We start from the raw sequence: 18,587 nt of genomic DNA on the forward strand, positions 1-18,587 counted from the left end.
GCCCAGTCAATGACTTGTTGGTTGGGCATATTCAAACGGACTCTTCATGCCTTTAGCCATTGCCAACGAAGACATTACATTCGTAGTACAAGGTCCTGTACAGGCGAGCTCTGACCGCAAACAGATTACAGGTATTACTCATAAATGCTTAAGCTCCATTCGGAAGCATTTTCCAGGTTCAACAATAATTCTCTCAACATGGAAAGACTCATCGACCGCGAATCTTGAGTATGACGTACTCGTCAAGTCTGAGGATCCTGGTACTAATGTCATTTATAACGATGATACGCCCGTGACTTTGAACAATAATCGTCAGATTGTAAGTACTCATAATGGATTGAAAAAAGTAAAGACCCAATACGCTGTTAAGTTGAGAACAGATAGCCTTATAACTAGCCGTCAGTTTGTCAGCACTTACGAGCAATACTGGGAACTACCCAGGGAAAAAGCCTTTTCATTTTTCAAGCAACGTACTTTGACCACTAGTACTTTTTTCTTAAGTTGCCATTATGGGTTACCCGTTTCATTTCATAAGAGTGATTTATTCGACTTCGGGTTGACAGAAGATCTGTTGAAGATTTGGCCTTATAAGCTCATCAATGAGCCACGTTTCTCCCTAAAAGCTGGTTATAAGGCACGATATCCAGCTACTGAGCAATTTCTTTGCGTATCTTGGCTTAGTGACATGCTAGGTCAGGATCTCTATATCAATAACAAAGCTGATGACCATGCAGGTTTAACAAGAGAGTTTTGGCCCAAATTTCTTGCTAATAATATTATTATTGACTCAGCAGAGCACCTTGGCATAGATGTTACTGAACGCTTTTATAAGCGCGGTAATCTCGCCCTTGAGTATGATCTTCAGGACTGGCTGGTACTCAACGATAGACAATCTCCACCTAATGACTGGAAACGTTTGGTTCGAAAGTACAAGTGTTTTCGCTCTAACATAAAACGTAAGTTTAACTCATGACATTTGAACTATGAAATCAGCTATTGCCTCATCAGACATTACCTTTGTTATCCAAGGACCGATTTTTCCAGAGATAACGAGACAGAGCGTTCAAGCTGTGCGAGAGCTCTTTCCAGAAAGTCCAATAATTATATCGACGTGGGAAGAGAGTGATGTTAGAGGGCTAAATGCGAACCAAGTTATTTTTAACGAAGATCCCGGTACCACTATTGTCGGATACAAACGTGATGACTCACCCATATGCATCAACATCAATCGTCAGCTTAGAAACACGTTGAACGGATTAAAAGCGGTCAAAACTCAGTATGCCGTGAAGCTAAGAAGTGACAATATTTTAGGTGGCACTAAATTTGTTAGCGAGTTTCTTAGTTATCCTGAGAGAGACTCGAAATATAGCCTATTCAAACAGCGCATTGTTACCACTACGTTTTATGCAAAGGAACAAACCAAAGGTATTTCAATTCCTTACTTTGTTTCAGATTTCTTTCACTTCGGTTTAACGGAAGACTTGTTGGCACTTTGGGACATACCTGAGTTTAAGCCTTACCAGTATAACGAAGAGTTACGAGGACAAAGACAACACTGGCAAAGTCCTTACAGATTGATACACACTGAACAAGCAATGTGGGTCGGTTTTTTGGCAAAATATCATAACGTTTATCTGAATGATGAGTATGGAAGAGAGTGTGATATTGCAGATTCTTATCAGTTTATAGTCAACAATTTGATCATGCTGGACAACTCTCAATCTCTTAATCTGAAAGTACAAAAACGACTAGAGCAACCTAATCCATTTCCTTATGAGTTTTATAGCCAAGAGCGCTGGAAGTGGCTTTATGAGCAGCAATTTGGCACTAGCCTTAATGTGTCTTCAACATTCAAGCTAACTTGGTACTTAGCGAGGATCTATAAATTCTTGCATAAAGGAATTGGAAATATGCTCAAAACGTACTTCATTCGTCTCAGGCAAAGATAGAAACTAAACTAACTTTAATGCCCTCGCTCATCTACTTTTTGGAGAATCGCTGAATGGCGAATAATTTGCTCACTAAAACGAATATCTTTTTCTTAGTTGGACTATCCATATCAATACCGGCTTCTAAAGCTGGCATGAATGCTTTCTTATATCTCTATGTCCTGAGCTCAATGTTAATGCTAACTCAAAAGAACATCGTCCTATCTGATACTCATCGACGCTTGTTGAAGGGTTCTGTCGGTGTGTTCTTAATTGGCGGATTATTATCTTTTTTCTCCAAAGGCAGTGATAATGACACTCTCGTTTACCTGCAAAAGTACGCCTATTTACTTATACCCATCGCACTTGTGATTACCACGAAACACAACGCAAAAACTCTGCGGTGGTCGGTACTAGCATTTATGCTGAGTGTTGGCGTGTGTTTGCTCATCGATATCTACCTGTTTGCTGTGGTTTACGATTTCTTTAAAAATGGGGTCGTAAGAATCTGGGGACAGATAGGTTATAGCCGCTGGCCTATTGTTGTCGTAACTGCTATTTCTATTGCATTGATAGTTCAATTAAATACCAAGCTTGGAAAACGCACATTAGCGTTAATGTTTGCCGTTATCGCAGGACTGTTTGGGCTCGCGCTTTCTGGAACTAAAGGTGGAATTGTTGCTGTAGCAATATTGGGAATGTTCTATCTTGCTATCCAAGCACGAAAACACTGGCTTATCATTCCAGCTGCTCTCGCTCTCATATTTATAGGTATCAATACCACTACTTATGAAAAAACTATTGGCCATCGTTTCTCATACGAGACCATTACGACGTCCAAGTCCACTCTTGAGAGAATTGCGATGCTAAAAACTGGGATGGCAATTACCAAACATAATTTAGCCAATGATTACAATTACTTTCTTTTTGGTGGTGGTATAGATAAACCTGAAATCCCATATCAAGCAGCTCTGGAGTCTCTAGACGAATCTACACTTCAACACATTAGCTATAACGGAAAACTTTGGGGGCATACTGACCTTCACAACAGTTATTTCGATCAGTTGTTAAAAAGTGGGCTACTGTTCTCCATTATATTCTACTCACTGGTTATCTTGATGGTAGTGCAAGGATACTGTGCGGTTAGCCAAAGTAAGAAGTTCAAATACCTTCCAACCATGTACTTCGGCACTCTTTCAGCTTACGTTGTGTTTAATTGCTTCTACAGCAACTTTTCTGATTATGCTATTTACTCCCAAATCTATTTTCTTGGACTTGCTATCGCGTTACCCATAGCTCTTGAAGGCGATCAACAGACAACATCTACCTAATCATTAGTAGCCGAACTCAATAAGCATGTAATATCTTGGGAGCTAAATTTAACTCCGCGCTTGTTTTTTTCTTTAAGAAACGAGCGTTCTAACCTTTTTAAGTTTTTAACCTTCCATTGTGAGCCTTCCTCACGATGACATTTATCAAAATCAATAATCCAGACCTTTTCCTGCTCATCAATCAAAATATTGTGGATATTGAGATCAGTATGATTCACCTGTGCTTGATGCATCTTGCGAATTTCTTTACCAATTTTACGATACATTGCCTCTGATAACGCCTGCTCCTGCAAGATTGAGACAAGGTCTCTAGCGTTGGGGATTTTTTCACTCAGCAAGTCAGCTTTGTAGTAAAGGCCTATTTTAGTTGCTTGTGCAGCGATCGGTCTTGGAACATTGACTCCTGCTTTAATCAAGGTTTGAAGTAATTGAAACTCTTGATAACTGCGAGTTTTGTCCCAGCTCGAAAACCAATACTGGTCTTTCACCAATTTACCGAACAAGCCTCCACGGCGATAATGACGTAGTGCCCCCTCGATAGTTTGTGTTTCTACAAACCACGTTGTTCCGCGCCCTTGAGCACTACCAATGACTCGGTTATTGTCTTGCCAATATTGAGGGTCAAATACCTTTTCGATCGGCTCCTTCAGCAAGCTTTCATCAAACCAGTAAGTTGTGTTGTTGTTTTTAACTGTTTTCAATTTCTTGCTCCAATATAAGGGGGCTGTATGAAGGTGGAGAGTCATTTTCCATCCATCTGATTTTACATTCATTCCGCCCCCCTGCATAATCTTTACATCTGTCTCTAGCTTTGCGATTTTATGGCACTTTTTGATACCCCACCTCAATCCATATGTATTTTGCGCCTGTCTGCCATTGGTGATGTCTGCAATACCATTGCAGCCGTGCAAGCCATTCAGACCTATTGGCCCGAGACTAAAATCACTTGGATTACTGGTAGGCTTGAGGCTCAGTTGCTAGAGAGCATTACTGGTATCAAGGTTGTTGTATTTGATAAAAAAGCTGGTTGGCAGGGCTACAAGCAGCTTTGGCAGCAATTGAAAGGGCAGCAATTTGACGCTCTATTACACATGCAATACGCATTTCGCGCTAGCATTGCGACATTAGGCATCAAGGCAAAATATAAGCTTGGTTTTGATGGAGAGCGTGCGCAAGACTTTCAAGGGCTATTTACTAATGTAAAAGTTCCTTCCCCGAGAAAAATGCACGTTCTTGATGGGCTAATGGCTTTTACCGAAACGCTGGGAATACCAGCCACAGAACCTACATGGCAACTTCAATACTCTGAAGAAGATCATGCCTGGGCTAAGCAATATGTTGCTGATAAGCGCAATTTGGTCATCGTGCCCGCGGCAAGTAAAGGCTATAAGAACTGGACCGCCGACGGCTATGTGGATGTGATTGAACATGCAATACAGCTAGGCTGGAATATACTACTCGCGGGAAGCCCTGCTCAGATCGAAATTGAGCTTAGTGAAACGATTGAGAAAAGTCTCTCATCGCCTATTACTAATCTGGTTGCTAAAAGTAGCTTGCTCCAAATGCTTGCCCTTCTTGATCTAGCCGATTTAGTTATTGCACCAGATACTGGTCCTACTCATATGGCTAACGCCATGGGAACTCCAGTTATAGGCCTGTATGCTCACCATAACCCAAAGCGTACTGGGCCGTATAACTATCAGGATTATGTAGTGTCTGTATATGAAGAGGCGATTTTAGCTGAGACGGGAAAACCAAGTGTAGAGCTTAGTTGGCGGGCTCGAGTTAAGAATAAAAAAGCAATGCAGCGAATTTCGTCAGATGAAGTGATAGAAATGTTCGATCGGGTTATCGAAGCGGAAAGACTAGGTTAATCCAAGGGGTAAATCCACCGTCATACCCTTGAAAAATGAGATCTCATGAAGCGCGCTATGGAGTTGAGTACGCTTTAATTACTAGGCCGTTATTCACGTAGTCACTCGCTTTGGGAGATCCTCACTTTCGTGAGGATGACGAGATAATTGGGGACGGCGAAAATTTACGAATTACATTCCCCCTCTATAATAACCGGGGGTACAAACCAAGGACCATTACCGTGACCAAACCAACACTTGCTGTTGCAATGATTGTAAAAAACGAATCCAAGCACCTACGTGCCTGTCTCGAGTCTGTGCAAGGCTGGGTGGATGAAATCGTCATTATGGATTCTGGTAGTACTGATGATACCGCGGAAATAGCAGCGGAGTTTGGTGCGAAGTTTCACGCAAACCCTGAATGGCCAGGATTTGGACCACAACGGCGTTTGGCACAAAGTCATGTAGAGTCAGATTTTGTATTCTGGCTTGATGCCGATGAGCGAGTCACGCCAGAGCTCAAACAAAGTATTGTAGAGGCTGTAGAAAAGAACCTACCCTCCACTATCTATCAATTTTCCCGCCTTAGCTGGGTGTTTGGGCGCTTTATTAAGCATTGCGGCTGGTATCCTGACAAAGTATTGCGTCTTTATCCAACCAAACTAACTCAATACGATGATTCTTTGGTTCACGAAAAAGTTGAAACGAATGGCGACATGCAAGTTGAGCCGTTGAAAGGTGACTTAATCCACTACACCTACGATGATATCCATCATTATTTAGTCAAATCGGCTGGCTACGCCAAAGCTTGGGCAGAACAACGAGAGAAACGTGGAAAACGCTCAAGTATCTCTCAAGGGATCATTCATGCTATTGCTTGCTTTGTAAAAATGTACATTATTAAAGCTGGATTCTTGGATGGTAAGCAGGGCTTTTTGTTATCAATTTTGTCAGCGCACTCCACCTTTGTGAAATACGCTGACTTGTGGGTTAGGACAAGTACTGAGCCGCCCAAGGATTAAGCTCCGCTGCTACCTGAACTAAATCAATGCGATTCATATTCTCTTGGCTCGCTTTGTCCTCAGCTTTTGGTGGGCAGAAAGCAATGTGTCTGCCGTCTAAATTCAAAGGCTTCCAACGCAGTGGAGTTGCTGAACGCTTAGCTGGGAAAAAACCGACGGTTGGAACATCTAAAGCAGCCGCGATATGTAGTGGACCCGTCGAGCCTGCGATAAACAAGCTCGCACAAGCGAGTGAGCATGAAAAATCCACCAGCCCATCATTTTTGTCATAAACAACACTTCGAATACTGTTGTTCGCGAGCAGTTGTTGCAGCTCCCTTGCTTTGTCTTGCTCTCCAGGCCCAGCAGTCAACACGATTTCAGCACTTTGCTCAATACCTGTAATCAACTCACAATACTGTTCTAAAGATAGATTATTGGCTGAGCCACCGCTTCCCGCATGAACATAAATCCATGGTTTAGCTTTGTTTAGTTCTAACTGAGAGGAAAGTTTTTCTTTTTGCTTAGCTAACGCATCAAGGGAGAAAGAGAAATATGGTGCGCGAGGCTCGACAATATCGATTTTTTGGTCTTTTAAAAATGCTCGAATTAGATCTAGGTTATATTCGTATTCTGGCTTAGCACTTTGCGAGCGCTTTTGTTTGATGCGTTTGTTGTAGAAGATTTGCGCTAACTTAGTTGCAGGGGCGAGTCGGTATGGGATTTTTGCTTTCCAAACCAATAAAGCGTTATATGTCGTTGAGAATAAATTAATCGATGCATCGAATTTCGCACCTTTTAAGGTATTTACGAGTGTTGCCTGAGTGTGTTTATCCGCCTTTTCTCCACAATCAATAATCACTTCATCAATCCACGGACATGCTTTCGCTAAAGCGACAGTATAACTGGGTACAAGCGCAGTAATGCGGCATTCCGGCATAGACGCTTTGAGCATAGCGAAGCTCGGCCAAGCCAACATAAAATCACCGATTTTATCGTTTCGAACTACCAGAATATTTTTCATGTGCTCTTTCTCTTTATCTCGTATACCTAGCAACTCAAGGATAATAGCAAGTCATTGGATTAATGATAACTGTTGCGTGTCTGTTTGTTCGCATCTATAAAATGTTACACTGAACAAAATTTCTTACTAGAGCAAACATTGTGACCCAAAAGCGTTTATCTCGAGTTATCTACCCTGGTACATTTGACCCTATCACCAATGGCCACCTTGATCTTATTGAACGAGCGGCCACTATGTTTGATGAAGTGATCATAGCGATTGCAGCAAGTCCAAGTAAGAACACCATGTTTACGCTGGATGAACGTGTAGAATTCGCTCGCGAGGTCACCAAGCATTTAGAAAATGTTTCAGCCAAAGGGTTTTCTGGACTACTGGTGAATTTTGCTGAAGACGAGAAGGCCAATGTACTTATTCGTGGTCTACGAACCACTGTCGACTTTGAATATGAGTTCGGGTTGACCAATATGTACCGACGTTTGCTGCCCGGTTTAGAGAGTGTGTTTCTCACTCCGGCAGAAGAGCATGCTTTTATTTCTTCAACCTTAGTTCGAGAAGTCGCCATACATGGCGGTGATGTTAGTCAGTTTGTACCACCCTTAATTGAAAAGGCACTGCAAACGAAAAAAGTCGTCTAACTGTGGAACTTTGTTTATAAAATTACACTCCCTAACAATAGATTGATTGCCAATTTATTGACCTACACTTAAAGAATGTGTGAGACTTCGTGAGTTTTTATTTGGCAGGATGATATAGCTATCATCCTGTTTTGGTTTGTAACAGAGACCCTGTTATCTGTTTTGGCGACAAGTTGGAGCTAACAAAATGATTAATAAAGAGCGAACGCTGTGGACCTTGCTGATTGGTGCGTTGCTCATCCGCCTACTCTCTCTTGGGTTTTATCCACTTATGGATACGACCGAGTCACGTTATGGAGAAATGGCGCGAATGATGGTGGAAACCGGAAACTGGTTAACACCTCTGTTTGATTATGGAGTGCCTTTCTGGGGCAAACCACCGCTATTCACTTGGATGAGTGCTGCGAGCGTTGAACTGTTTGGCCTATCTGAGTTTACGTTACGTCTTCCACATTGGGTGGCTGGGGTCTTAGTAGTGTGGGCAGCGGCATGGTTCGCGAAAAAGAATGGTTATAACCCGCTTGTTGCAGCTGTTGTGTTATCTACGACGCTCGTGTTCTCCATTTCTGCCGGTGCAGTAATGACGGATATGGCGCTTACTGTAGGTTTAACGCTAGCGATGATTGGCTTCTATCAATGCTGGCGTGGTGAGACTCTCTGGGGCTACGTTGGCTTTGCGGGTCTCGCGATTGGCTTGCTGGCTAAAGGACCAGTAGCCATCGTCTTATTTGGTCTGGCGGTCTTCCCGTGGATGGTAATTCAACATGGCATTATCGGTGCGTTTGTTGAACTGTGGCGTCGCTTCCCGCTCATCAAAGGCACATTGTTAATGCTTGCCATCGCCTTGCCTTGGTACATCATGGCTGAACGCGCTACACCAGGCTTTATCGATTACTTTATCGTTGGCGAACACTATAAGCGTTTTGTTGAACCAGGCTGGACAGGTGACCTATACGGGTCTGGTCATGAGGAGCCTAAAGGGAAAATCTGGTTCTTCTGGCTATTAGCGGTATTACCATGGTCAATCATTTTGCCTATTTTAATGCTAGTCCGCGCCAAATTTGGGTGGGAGCAAGCAAGACAGAATCACGGTTTTACCAGTTTTGCAATTTGGTGGGCATTGTCTCCGTTGATTCTATTTACGATGTCGAGCAATATCTTGCCAACCTATGTTCTCCCGGGCACGCCAGCTATCGGTCTTTTGTTGGCTATTTTCTGGAAGAAGAAGGATACCATTTGGTTGGCAATTGCATCACTGATTGTTCCAGTGGCACTGATTGCAGCAACTTATATGCTAGCAACAGGAAAAGTTGCTGATAATAGTGATAAGGCGATCTTTGAAACTATCGATCCTAATGTACGTACTTTCTACGTCTACCCAAGATCATACTCAGGTCAGTACTACAGTAACGGTCAAGCCAAGGTGTTTGAATCGGATGACCAAGTGAAAGGGTTAAACGAGTTTTACATCATTTCGTACAAAGATAGGCAGCGTGACTTTATACCATTTAAGGAAAAGTACGACTGTAGCAAGCAAGCTGTAGCCGAGAGTCACGATAGAATGGCATTACTTTGTAAAATAAAGCCAAGTAACTAAAAATAAAAAGGGTCGGTATACAAGCATACCGACCCTTTTTTTAACTTTGTTATGGGTTAGATACCGTACTCAGCACGATAAGATTTCACCGCCTCTAAATGCTCAGCGTTATCACCTTTCTCTTCAAGGAAGGTAACAAGGTCAGTCAAGCTTACAATCGAAATGACCGCACAGCCGAAGTCACGTTCTACTTCTTGAATCGCTGATAGCTCGCCTTTACCCTTTTCTTGACGGTCAATAGCAACGAGTACGCCTGCTAGATCCGCGCCATTAGCTTTAATGATTTCCATCGACTCGCGAATCGCTGTACCGGCGGTAATCACATCATCAACCAACATAATGCGGCCTTCTAATGGGCTGCCAACCAAATTACCACCTTCACCATGGTCTTTTGCTTCTTTACGGTTGAAGCAGTAAGGAGTGTCCACATTGTGGTGGTCAGCCAGCGCAACTGCTGTCGTTGTCGCAATAGGGATGCCTTTATATGCAGGGCCAAACAACACGTCATAATCAATGCCAGAATCTGCTAACGCTGCTGCATAGAAGCGACCTAGACGTGCAAGGTCACGACCAGTATTGAAAAGCCCAGCGTTAAAGAAATAAGGGCTTTTACGACCAGATTTAAGGGTAAATTCGCCAAATTTTAGAACTTCTTTTTCTAGTGCAAATTCAATAAATTCACGCTGGTATGCTTTCATTTTTTCTCTCTCGGTTGTTGTGTTTAGGTATGCCATTGTCATACCTGATTTAGATAAAGGTCTAGTCAAAGTTGTCGCTCGCTTTGAGTAGATTCCTGCCTACGCAGGAATGACGCGAGCCATAGAATTGACTAATTTAAAAATATCGTCACCCCACTAGCCGCGCCCTGCGCAGGCAGGGGTCTGCTCAACGCAATCTCCAGGCTTTAGTAGATTCCCATCTTCGCGGGAATGACTTACGACGTTAGCCTATATCTTAGTCAAAAAAATAGCCCCCTTACGGGAGCTATCAATCAATCTTCTAATGCCAGCTTCTGAGCTGCAACGATCTCGGCAATGCCTTTATTTGCTGACTCCAGCAATGCCATTAGTTCTTTGTGAGTGAACGGTTCGCCTTCCGCTGTCCCCTGAATCTCAATCATTCGACCGTCTTCAGTCATTACCACGTTCATATCAGTATCAGCAGCTGAGTCTTCGGTGTACTCAAGATCGCATAGGATGTCTTCGCCTAAAATACCGACAGATACCGCAGCAACGTGACCTTTCATTGGGTTCGCTTTTAGTTTGCCTTTCGCAACTAAGTGAGCGAACGCATCTGCCATTGCCACACTTGCACCTGAAATAGACGCCGTACGTGTGCCACCGTCCGCTTGAATCACATCACAATCGACAGTGACCATGATTTCACCCATTGCTTCCAAATCAACAACAGCGCGAAGGCTACGTGCGATAAGACGCTGGATTTCCATAGTACGACCGCCTTGCTTACCACTCGCTGCTTCGCGACGCATTCTCGAATGCGTTGAGCGTGGTAGCATGCCGTATTCTGCCGTTACCCAGCCTTTACCTTGGCCTTTTAGCCAGCGAGGTACATTTTCCTCTACCGTTGCATTACACAACACTTTGGTATTGCCGAACTCGACTAATACAGAACCTTCTGCATAAGCGGTATAGTTGCGAGTAATTTTTATTGGGCGCACTTGGTCTGCTGCGCGATCATTTGGACGCATGGACATTACCTTTGTTGGGGAAGAGGATTTGGTTGGGCGAGGATTATAGCGAAGATGGCTTTACGGGTCTAGCATCCTAAGTACTAGGGACAATTCAAAACATCCACCATTGGATATCTCAACGTGTATGACTTAGCGCACCTCACTATGCTAACATGAAGACAGTTTGAACAATTTATCAATCCAAGGAAATCAATCCATGATCTACAGCATGACCGCATACGCGCGTAAAGAAGTCAAAGGTGACTGGGGTAGCGCAGTATGGGAAATCCGCTCAGTAAACCAACGTTATCTTGAAACTTACTTCCGTCTTCCTGAGCAGTTTCGTGGTCTAGAACCTGTACTTCGTGAACGTTTCCGCAAACGCCTAGCACGCGGTAAAGTCGAATGCCACTTGCGCTTCGAAGCAAACCCTGCTGCAAAAGGTGAGCTAAGCATCAACGAGACACTGGCTCAGCAAGTGATTGGTGCAGCAAAGCAAGTTATGACAATGACAGGTGAAGATAGCCGCCTAAATCCATTCCAAGTGATGCAATGGCCTGGTGTAATGGAAACACCTGAACAGGATATGGATACCATCAATAAAGCATTGCTTGAGGGTTTCGAACAAGGTCTTAGCGACTTCATCGATGCTCGTGCTAGCGAAGGTGAAAATATGAAGGCGCTTATTGTTCAGCGTCTTGAAGCGATCACTGCTGAAGTAATCAAAGTCCGTGCTCGCATGCCAGAAATTCTTGAGTGGCAACGTGAACGCCTACTAAGCAAGTTTGAAGAAGCAAAAATCGAGCTTGATGCCTCACGCGTAGAGCAAGAACTCATTCTACTGGCACAGAAATCAGACGTTGCTGAAGAACTGGACCGCTTAGACTCTCACGTCAAAGAAACAACCAGCATCTTGAAGAAAGGTGGCTCTGTAGGTCGTCGTCTTGATTTCATGATGCAAGAGTTCAACCGTGAGTCAAACACACTGGCATCTAAGTCTATTAGCACCGATATCACGGCTTCTGGCGTAGAGCTAAAGGTTCTTATTGAGCAAATGCGCGAGCAGATTCAGAATATTGAGTAAATCTGTTGAATGATAAAAAGCAGGCCTCGGCCTGCTTTTTTATTGCTTGAATATCACAAGTTAGGAGTTAAATTGACCGTCACCATTGCGCAGGTAGAGGTATACTCAACACGCGCACCAAGCCCAAGAAGATTCTTGCGGGCACAGACGCACGGCTCATGAAATAACATTGCTGTGAAGAGCTCTGCCAACTAAAGTGATTACAGAAGTGCTAAATACGCCATAAACACCACAGACAGCACATAAATCACAGGATGCACCTGTTTCCCTTTTCCTGCCACAACCATACTAAATGCATAACTGATAAAGCCCATCGCCATACCATTTGCTGGTGAGAAGCTTAATACGGTAAACATAATAGTGAAGAAGGCAGCGATGCGAGACTCTTTCCTTTCCCATTTAATATCGCCTAAGCGACCAATCATGTAGATACCAACCACGACCATGGCTGGCGCTACCATTGCCGCAGAGAATAGCGAAAACAACGGGTATAGGAAGAGTGATAGTAGGAATAGACCCGCTACGACGACTGCAGCTAAGCCAGTTTTTGCACCTTGTGATGAGGCAATACCAGACTCTGAGAATGCCGTGACTGATGTGGTACCAAACACTGAACCCATTACTGTACCACCTGCATCGGCAATCAGCGCTGAGCGTGCATTAGGCACCTTACCATCTTTATCAATGATACCGGCATCACGACCTACCCCTACGATAGTGCTGAGCCCATCGAAGAAATCGACAATCAAAAAGATGATCATAATAAACAGCAGATCAAACATCTTCTCTGCGGTAATCCCTGAGAAATCGAAGATAGCACCAAAGCTGCTCGCCATGCTTGGCGGCATTGCCACGAGTTGCTCTGGGATTGGTGCATTGTTGGTTCCCATGAAGGTATCAGCCAGAATCGTAAGCACGATAGCGGACACAAAAGAGATAAATGTAGCCAACTTAATATCGCGAACCATACAGCCTAATGCGATAAAGATACTGATATACGCAATGATGACTTTCGGGTCAGAAATATCACCCATACTGACGAGAATAATTGGGTTGGATACGATAATGCCCGCATTCTTAAGACCAAGAAACGCAATAAATAAACCAAGAGATACGGTAATAGCGAGTTTCAAATCTTCTGGAATCGACTCAATCATCGCTTTGCGTATTTTAGTTAGCGATAAAATAAGATAGATAACACCCGAGAAGAAGATGCCAAGCAGCGCTTCATGCCAAACTAATGCCACTGAGCCACTTAGTAGCATACCTTTAAAGAAACCATTCATGCTCATGCCGGGGGCTAGCATCACTGGGTAGTTTCCAAAAATACCCATGATTAGCGTAGCGAAGGCCGCAGCCAAAGCCGTTGCTGTAAATACAGCGCCACGATCCATTCCAGGAATGTCCCCCAAAATGGCTGGGTTTACCGCCAAAATGTAGCTCATAGCGAGGAAAGTGATAAAGCCAGCGTATACTTCAGTACCGATAGTGGACTTACGCTCACTCACTTTGAAGGTGGATTCAATGATAGAAGGGCTAGCTTGGCGTTGCCCGGTTAGTTCTGCACTCACAGTAGGACCTATAGCGATAAAATGGGGGACGCAAACGTATGCGCGATAAAAATATTGGCGCGAATTCTAATCAGACTCAGGAATAAATCAATGCTTTTGTGAGTTATTTTTATCTCTTTAAAAACAAAACGTTGATATTTAAGCAAACGTTTGCTTTCAAGCAAAAAGAACAACTGGCTTCTGCGATGTTTTTGCTCCCTTTTAAAATGCAGCCACACGTTGCCTGAGCACTCACCGGATGACTTGTCGAGCTCCTAGCAAACATGATACTCTTCGCCTCCATTTTTCTGGCCGATTTTTAAACGCTTTGGTCAGTGAACGTATAGAATAGAAGTATCAAATAACGATATTCTCTACCCCTTCAACCAAGATGTGGACTCTGAAAAATGATAGGTAAAGGTACGCTTTATATCGTGTCAGCACCAAGCGGTGCTGGTAAATCGAGCTTAATTTCAGCAATGTTGGAAAAAAACCCGACATACGCAATGAAAGTATCAGTGTCTCACACGACTCGTGGTATGCGTCCTGGTGAAGAAGATGGCGTTCATTATCACTTTGTTGAGAAAACCGATTTTGAATCGTTGATCGAACAAGGTGCGTTTTTGGAATACGCCGAAGTCTTCGGAAACTACTACGGTACTTCTCGTCTATGGATTGAAGAGACGCTAGAAAAAGGCATCGATGTATTCTTGGATATCGACTGGCAAGGCGCTCGTCAAATCCGCGAACAAATGCCAGAAGCGAAAAGTGTCTTTATTTTGCCACCATCTAACAGTGAGTTAGAGCGTCGCTTGAACGTACGTGGCCAAGACAGTGATGAAGTGATCGCCAAGCGCATGAGCGAAGCGAAGTCAGAAATGTCTCACTACAATGAGTACGATTATGTCATTGTCAACGACGACTTCGACGGCGCACTTGTTGATTTTAAAGCTATTTTGCGTGCTGAGCGTCTTAAACAAGACAAACAAACGGTGAAATACAAAGGTATGTTAGACGCCCTACTCACCGAGTAAGGTAGATTTTAACCACTTCCTTGCAAAGTGAGGCTCAAAATAGGGTCTCACCCTAGGCAAATAATGCAATAAACCAGAAGTAACAGTAGCTAATAGGATCATTTGTGATCTAGAATCTAAACGTAATAGCCTGTATACTTTCTCGTCATCAAAAATTTAGTTAACTATTGGAGTTCTTATGGCACGCGTAACTGTTCAAGACGCTGTTGAAAAAGTTGGTAACCGTTTCGACCTAGTTCTTATTTCGGCTCGCCGCGCACGTCAGATGCAAATCGGTGGTAAAGATGCATTAGTGCCAGAAGAAAATGATAAGCCAACGGTTATCGCACTTCGCGAAATCGAAGAAGGCTTGATCACGAAAGAAGTACTAGATGCACGTGAACGTCAAGAGCAGCAAGAGCAAGAAGCTGCAGAACTAGCGGCAGTAAGCAGCATTGCTCACAACCGTTAATTCCTAGTACCTAATCAGAGTTCCATCGACTTTCGGGCCTAAAATTTGTACCTATTCGATAGCCTTAAAGACGTTGCCCAAGAATACCTAACAGAGCCTCAAATTGAGGCTCTGCGTCAATCTTATGTGGTAGCAAGAGATGCCCATGAAGGGCAGACCCGCTCTAGCGGTGAACCATACATCATCCACCCTGTTGCTGTAGCTCGTATCCTCGCGGAAATGCGTCTGGATATTGAAACGCTACAAGCGGCACTGCTGCATGATGTTATTGAAGATACGGAAGTCACCAAAGAAGAGCTAGAAGAACAATTTGGTACGACGGTGGCGGAACTCGTCGACGGCGTATCTAAGCTCGATAAGCTTAAATTCCGCGATCGTAAAGAAGCCCAAGCAGAGAACTTCCGTAAAATGGTTCTCGCTATGGTGCAGGACATTCGCGTTATTCTTATAAAGCTGAGTGACCGTACCCACAACATGCGCACGCTTGGGGCTCTTCGTCCTGACAAAAAGCGTCGCATTGCTCGTGAAACCCTTGAAATCTATGCGCCACTTGCGCACCGATTAGGTATTCACAACATCAAAACCGAGCTTGAAGAGCTTGGCTTTGAAGCACTTTACCCAAACCGTTATCGCGTACTAAAAGAAGTAGTGAAATCGGCACGTGGTAATCGTAAAGAGATGATTCAGCGAATCCATAGCGAGATTGAAGGACGACTTAATGAAGTTGGCCTCAACGTTCGCGTATTGGGACGTGAGAAAAACCTCTTCTCTATCTACAACAAGATGAAAACCAAAGAGCAGCGATTCCATACCATCATGGATATCTATGCTTTCCGCGTCATCGTAGATACTGCAGACACTTGTTATCGAGTCCTTGGCCAAGTCCACAGCCTGTATAAGCCACGCCCTGGTCGCATGAAAGATTACATCGCGGTACCAAAAGCGAACGGCTATCAATCCTTGCACACCTCAATGGTGGGTCCTCATGGCGTTCCAGTAGAAGTACAAATTCGTACTGAAGACATGGATCAAATGGCGGACAAAGGTGTGGCAGCACACTGGGCATACAAGGGTAATGGCGACCGTACTGGCACCACTGCACAAATTAAAGCGCAGCGCTGGATGCAAAGCCTACTTGAGCTACAACAAAGTGCTGGCAACTCCTTTGAATTCATTGAAAACGTAAAATCGGATCTGTTCCCAGACGAAATTTACGTGTTCACACCAAAAGGTCGTATTGTCGAGCTACCACTTGGCGCAACCGCAGTAGACTTTGCTTACGCTGTCCATACCGATGTGGGTAACACCTGTGTGGGTGCGCGAGTGGATCGTAATCCATACCCACTTAGCAAAGCACTGAAAAACGGCCAAACCGTCGAAATCATCAGCGCACCAGGTGCAAGACCGAATGCTGCATGGCTTAACTATGTGGTGACTTCACGTGCCCGCACTAAGATCCGTCAGGTTCTGAAGACAATGCGCCGTGAAGAGTCTGTAGTTTTAGGACGCCGCCTGCTGAACCATGCTCTAGGCCGTCACTCTGTTGATACTATCTACCCAGAAAACATCAACGAAGTGCTAACCGATCTTAAGCTGGGCAGTATTGATGACCTATTAGCCGCTATCGGCCTTGGTGAGTTGATGAGTATCGTTATTGCTCGTCGTCTACTTGGCGATACCGATGAACTGACACAGACCAGTTCAGTGCCAACGTCGGGTAAACGCCTACCTATCCGCGGTGCAGAAGGTATCTTGCTGACATTTGCCAACTGTTGTCACCCTATTCCAGATGATCACATCATCGCACACGTTTCTCCGGGCCGTGGCTTGGTGGTACACCGAGAAACTTGTCCAAATGTTCGTGGTCACCAGAAAGAGCCAGATAAGTACATGGCGGTTGAATGGAGTGACGATTACGAGCAAGAGTTTACTGCTGAGCTAAAAGTTGACCTGCAGAATCACCAAGGCGCGCTCGCAGAGCTGACCAATGTGATTGCCAAGACAGGCTCAAACATTCACGGTATCTCAACAGAAGAACGCGATGGCCGTTTGTACACAGTCACTGTACTGCTGACGACCAAAGATCGTGTTCACCTAGCTGGTATTATGAAGCGCATTCGCGTGATGCCACATGCACTGCGTGTTAGACGTCGTAAGAACTAGCACAACTGCTTGATCTAATACGGGTTCGATAATTATCGAGCCCGTTTTATTTGGAACCTATTGATGAACTTAGAACGCTACACTCGTATCCAACAAGTGCTTAAGGCACGCCAACCTGACCTGACTTTACTGCTAGAACAAGTCCATAAGCCCAATAATGTCTCAGCGGTCATTCGTACTGCCGATGCTGCTGGGGTGCATAAGGTTCATGCAGTTTGGCCGGATGAGAAAATGCGTACTTTAAGTCACACCTCCGCTGGCGCTAGAAACTGGGTTGAGGTTGAAACTCACGATACTGTAGCTGATGCTGTTCGCACGTTAAAATCTCAAGGTATGCAGGTACTGGCCACTAACCTTTCCGAAAACGCTGTCGACTTTCGTGATATCGACTACACCAAACCAACCGCGATTATTCTTGGTGGCGAGAAGCACGGCATCACCCAAGATGCGCTCAACGAAGCAGATCAGGACATCATTATCCCTATGGTAGGCATGGTGCAGTCCTTAAACGTCTCAGTCGCCAGTGCACTGATTTTGTTTGAAGCTCAAAGACAGCGCCAGAATGCCGGTATGTACGACCGCGATATCAGTGCCCTGCCCGAAGAAACCATCCATCGAATCCTATTCGAACGCGGCCACCCCGTACTGGCGAAAGTTGCCAAGAAAAAGCGCCTCCCTTATCCACCACTCGATGACCAAGGCCAAATTGTGGCGACAGAAGAGTGGTGGCAAGAAATGCAGAAAAAATAGAAACGAGTATGGTTTAAGGCTGGTTTTATAGTTCCTTTGAAGCTCCTCGCAACACTACTTTTAACCAACTCTATTCTAAGAGTTTTGTGGTTGAGCATGATGAAGCAAGCTAGTGTTTATATCTTAAGTTCTAGGGGCAACAAGGTGTTATATGTTGGAGTTACTTCTCAGCTGAAACAGCGTATCTGGCAACATAAAAATGGCGTTGTTGATGGGTTTTCTAAAAAATACCATGTAAATAAACTGGTCTTTTTCGAAGTTCACCAATCCATGACGGCAGCTATCATTCGCGAGAAACAAATAAAGCGTTGGAAACGGGATTGGAAAGAGAATCTGATCAAAAGCATGAATCCAAATTGGATGGATTTGTATGATTCACTTTAAGTGAATGTTTGGATTCAACGCATAAGACCACACCAATTTATTCGTCACCCTTGCAAAGCTGGGGTCTACTTAACGCGTGCCCCCTACCTCGAGAAGATTCCTGCCTACGCAG

The 18,587-nt window shown here is 44.2% G+C and carries 18 protein-coding genes; 13 read left to right on the forward strand and 5 right to left on the reverse strand.

Translation table 11 applies throughout. The features are described from left to right. Positions 1–46 precede the first annotated feature (46 nt). Genes HW45_RS26595 through HW45_RS26605 form a run of 3 tightly spaced genes read left to right on the forward strand, consistent with a single transcriptional unit; the run spans position 47 to position 3,259 of the window. The gene (locus tag HW45_RS26595; protein WP_038231032.1) at positions 47–973 is read left to right on the forward strand and encodes a WavE lipopolysaccharide synthesis family protein; all 927 of its coding nucleotides are present in this window, start codon (positions 47–49) and stop codon (positions 971–973) included. A 10-nt stretch (positions 974–983) separates the two neighbouring features. Continuing rightward, positions 984–1,949 (forward strand): WavE lipopolysaccharide synthesis family protein, encoded by a 966-nt coding sequence (locus tag HW45_RS26600; RefSeq protein ID WP_038231033.1) that lies wholly within the window; start codon positions 984–986, stop codon positions 1,947–1,949. A gap of 53 nt (positions 1,950–2,002) precedes the next feature. Beyond that, the gene (locus HW45_RS26605) at positions 2,003–3,259 is read left to right on the forward strand and encodes an O-antigen ligase family protein (protein ID WP_038231034.1); all 1,257 of its coding nucleotides are present in this window, start codon (positions 2,003–2,005) and stop codon (positions 3,257–3,259) included. On the opposite strand, the gene HW45_RS26610 is transcribed toward HW45_RS26605, so the two are convergent. After that, a complete protein-coding gene (locus HW45_RS26610; RefSeq protein WP_152559724.1) occupies positions 3,256–4,005 on the reverse strand; it encodes a 3-deoxy-D-manno-octulosonic acid kinase in 750 nt (249 codons plus the stop codon). The two genes, HW45_RS26605 and HW45_RS26610, sit on opposite strands and share 4 nt — an antisense overlap. Before the next feature lie 75 nt (positions 4,006–4,080). On the opposite strand from HW45_RS26610, the gene HW45_RS26615 reads away from it, so the two are divergent. After that, positions 4,081–5,133 carry a glycosyltransferase family 9 protein gene (locus HW45_RS26615; protein WP_038231037.1) on the forward strand — a complete coding sequence of 351 codons (1,053 nt, stop codon included), beginning with the start codon at positions 4,081–4,083 and terminating at the stop codon, positions 5,131–5,133. Positions 5,134–5,348: 215 nt separating this feature from the next. Continuing rightward, positions 5,349–6,134 carry a glycosyltransferase family 2 protein gene (locus HW45_RS26620; RefSeq protein WP_235225548.1) on the forward strand — a complete coding sequence of 262 codons (786 nt, stop codon included), beginning with the start codon at positions 5,349–5,351 and terminating at the stop codon, positions 6,132–6,134. Here HW45_RS26620 and HW45_RS26625 read toward each other — a convergent pair. After that, positions 6,103–7,137 carry a glycosyltransferase family 9 protein gene (locus tag HW45_RS26625; RefSeq protein ID WP_038231039.1) on the reverse strand — a complete coding sequence of 345 codons (1,035 nt, stop codon included), beginning with the start codon at positions 7,135–7,137 and terminating at the stop codon, positions 6,103–6,105. The genes HW45_RS26620 and HW45_RS26625 overlap by 32 nt on opposite strands. A 140-nt stretch (positions 7,138–7,277) precedes the next feature. Between HW45_RS26625 and coaD the strand changes: the two genes are divergently transcribed. Continuing rightward, positions 7,278–7,772, forward strand: coding sequence for a pantetheine-phosphate adenylyltransferase (coaD, locus tag HW45_RS26630; RefSeq protein ID WP_006071252.1), 495 nt, complete (start codon positions 7,278–7,280; stop codon positions 7,770–7,772). 190 nt (positions 7,773–7,962) lie between these two features. After that, positions 7,963–9,369, forward strand: coding sequence for an ArnT family glycosyltransferase (locus HW45_RS26635; RefSeq protein ID WP_235225550.1), 1,407 nt, complete (start codon positions 7,963–7,965; stop codon positions 9,367–9,369). 56 nt (positions 9,370–9,425) lie between these two features. Here HW45_RS26635 and pyrE read toward each other — a convergent pair whose 3' ends face one another. Further along, complete coding sequence (gene pyrE, locus HW45_RS26640) at positions 9,426–10,067, reverse strand: orotate phosphoribosyltransferase (RefSeq protein ID WP_038231077.1); 642 nt, start codon at positions 10,065–10,067, stop codon at positions 9,426–9,428. A gap of 293 nt (positions 10,068–10,360) precedes the next feature. Then, the gene (rph, locus tag HW45_RS26645) at positions 10,361–11,077 is read right to left on the reverse strand and encodes a ribonuclease PH (RefSeq protein WP_038231040.1); all 717 of its coding nucleotides are present in this window, start codon (positions 11,075–11,077) and stop codon (positions 10,361–10,363) included. Between the two features lie 199 nt (positions 11,078–11,276). Here rph and HW45_RS26650 point away from each other — a divergent pair, with 199 nt between their 5' ends. Next, a complete protein-coding gene (locus tag HW45_RS26650; protein ID WP_006071261.1) occupies positions 11,277–12,143 on the forward strand; it encodes a YicC/YloC family endoribonuclease in 867 nt (288 codons plus the stop codon). Between the two features lie 200 nt (positions 12,144–12,343). On the opposite strand, the gene HW45_RS26655 is transcribed toward HW45_RS26650, so the two are convergent. Continuing rightward, entirely contained in the window at positions 12,344–13,714 is a 1,371-nt protein-coding gene (locus tag HW45_RS26655; RefSeq protein ID WP_038231042.1) for an NCS2 family permease, read from the reverse strand. Between the two features lie 389 nt (positions 13,715–14,103). Between HW45_RS26655 and gmk the strand changes: the two genes are divergently transcribed. From gmk to HW45_RS26680, 5 genes are all read left to right on the forward strand, one after another. Further along, on the forward strand, positions 14,104–14,727 hold the full coding sequence (gene gmk / locus HW45_RS26660; protein WP_038231079.1) for a guanylate kinase: 624 nt from the start codon (positions 14,104–14,106) through the stop codon (positions 14,725–14,727). Positions 14,728–14,905: 178 nt separating this feature from the next. Next, the gene (gene rpoZ, locus HW45_RS26665) at positions 14,906–15,178 is read left to right on the forward strand and encodes a DNA-directed RNA polymerase subunit omega (RefSeq protein WP_006071268.1); all 273 of its coding nucleotides are present in this window, start codon (positions 14,906–14,908) and stop codon (positions 15,176–15,178) included. Positions 15,179–15,223: 45 nt separating this feature from the next. Beyond that, entirely contained in the window at positions 15,224–17,341 is a 2,118-nt protein-coding gene (spoT, locus tag HW45_RS26670) for a bifunctional GTP diphosphokinase/guanosine-3',5'-bis pyrophosphate 3'-pyrophosphohydrolase (RefSeq protein ID WP_006071270.1), read from the forward strand. 63 nt (positions 17,342–17,404) lie between these two features. Continuing rightward, positions 17,405–18,091 (forward strand): tRNA (guanosine(18)-2'-O)-methyltransferase TrmH, encoded by a 687-nt coding sequence (trmH, locus tag HW45_RS26675; RefSeq protein WP_038231044.1) that lies wholly within the window; start codon positions 17,405–17,407, stop codon positions 18,089–18,091. Positions 18,092–18,187: 96 nt separating this feature from the next. Next, positions 18,188–18,475 (forward strand): GIY-YIG nuclease family protein, encoded by a 288-nt coding sequence (locus tag HW45_RS26680; protein WP_038231045.1) that lies wholly within the window; start codon positions 18,188–18,190, stop codon positions 18,473–18,475. The last annotated feature ends 112 nt before the right edge of the window (positions 18,476–18,587 follow it).

This window comes from Vibrio sp. ER1A (genome assembly GCF_000733315.1).
Taxonomy (GTDB): domain Bacteria; phylum Pseudomonadota; class Gammaproteobacteria; order Enterobacterales; family Vibrionaceae; genus Vibrio; species Vibrio mediterranei.